Origin of the sequence: Sphingomonas segetis, assembly GCF_009720245.1 — a bacterium.
Taxonomy (GTDB): domain Bacteria; phylum Pseudomonadota; class Alphaproteobacteria; order Sphingomonadales; family Sphingomonadaceae; genus Sphingomicrobium; species Sphingomicrobium segetis.
This window is the reverse complement of sequence record NZ_WJSQ01000289.1, coordinates 1-1,251: the sequence shown is the minus strand read 5'-3', so window position 1 is coordinate 1,251 and position 1,251 is coordinate 1. Positions and strand designations below refer to the sequence as shown.

Here is a 1,251-nt window from a genome sequence, read left to right as displayed (position 1 = left end):
GGCCTCCTCGCCGCGCGCTTCGCCGCCGCCGATGATGGCGGCGAGACCCTGCCTCCGCCGCCGCCCGAAACAGCGCTGGGGGCGCTCCTCGGCCACATCACTGGCGGCGCCGACGCCGCGACCTTCCAGCCGATGAACGTCAACTTCGGCCTGATGCCGCCGCTTGCCGAACGCGCCCGTAAGGCCGACCGCAAGAAGGCATACACCGACCGCGCCCGCGCTGCGCTGGACGGTTGGCTGGAGCAGCTCAAGGTTCGCGAGCCCGCTTAATCGCCATCATCCCGCGATGCATAGCTTCGCCCGCAGCTGCACGTCTTGTGCTTGGGCGGGGGTGGGGCGGTGGTCGCGTACTCCGCCGGGGTGAGGAAGCGGCTGCGGTCCTTGTCCGCGCCGGTGAACTTGTCGATCGTCGTGTGCGCCCATTCCTCGAACGACAGGATGCCGTTGCCGTTCTTGTCGAGCTTGGCGAACGCCTTGCGCCTGGGGCTCAGCAGCTCCTCGGCCTCGATCTTGCCGTCGTCGTTGCGGTCGGCCCGAGAGAATCGCCGTTCCTCGCGGCTCTTCGGACTGGCTTCGGGCGCCTGGAGCCGTTCACCTTTGCTCAGCATCGAAGCGCTGAACGCGCGCGCGGGCGATGGGTCCGGAAGGCCCGGATTCTCCTCCGCACGCGATTGCCACATCAGGAAGGCGCCGGTCATCAGCAGGAAGCTGGAGGCGGCTCCGGCGAAGAAACGCAGCATGCAAATCTCCTTCGGACGAGGAGATTCGGCACGCCGCCATGCTCCGCAAGCAGGGCCCGCGAGTCAACTACAGGTGGGGCAACACGCCTCGAAGCCGGTGCCTCAGGATCGCGGCGGTGCGCCCCGCGGTCCCTTCGGCCTCGAACGGCTCGCCGCGCCGGCAGTCGCGAACCGCCAGCGCGGCAAGAGCGGAGAGCGGGCGCAACTTCGGCCCGAAACGCGCGCCGGTAATGTTTTTGGCGAACGAGCGTGCCTGCGCGATCAGCAGCGTGCGCGAGGGTGCGTCGCTGCAGTGGCGGGCGACGTCGACCAGCGCCCACAGGCCGCCCGCCTCCTGGATCCGCTCGTTGCTTTCGCCGAGCAGCCGCGCCGAGAGACCGAACAGCCGGTTGCCGCGCAGCCACACCGTCTCGCTCGTCTCGCTCCCCCACGGGAACGGGTCGAACAGCCGCAGCCACCCCGGTTCCAGCCCGGCGACGTCATGGCCGCTGATGCCCCGCGGCAGGAGCTC

General features: G+C 69.7%; 1 protein-coding gene and 2 pseudogenes. 1 reads left to right on the top strand and 2 read right to left on the bottom strand.

Annotated features, from left to right (window positions below):
• A pseudogene (locus tag GH737_RS15620) lies at nt 1-270 on the top strand (methylenetetrahydrofolate--tRNA-(uracil(54)-C(5))-methyltransferase (FADH(2)-oxidizing) TrmFO); the annotation flags it as partial.
• On the opposite strand, the gene GH737_RS14830 reads toward GH737_RS15620, so the two are convergent.
• Nucleotides 267-740: an EF-hand domain-containing protein gene (locus GH737_RS14830; protein ID WP_155265527.1), complete on the bottom strand. Its 474-nt coding sequence runs from the start codon at nt 738-740 to the stop codon at nt 267-269. The pseudogene GH737_RS15620 and the gene GH737_RS14830 overlap by 4 nt on opposite strands.
• Before the next feature lie 67 nt (nt 741-807).
• Nucleotides 808-1,251 (bottom strand): annotated as a pseudogene (locus tag GH737_RS15615) (hypothetical protein); the annotation flags it as partial.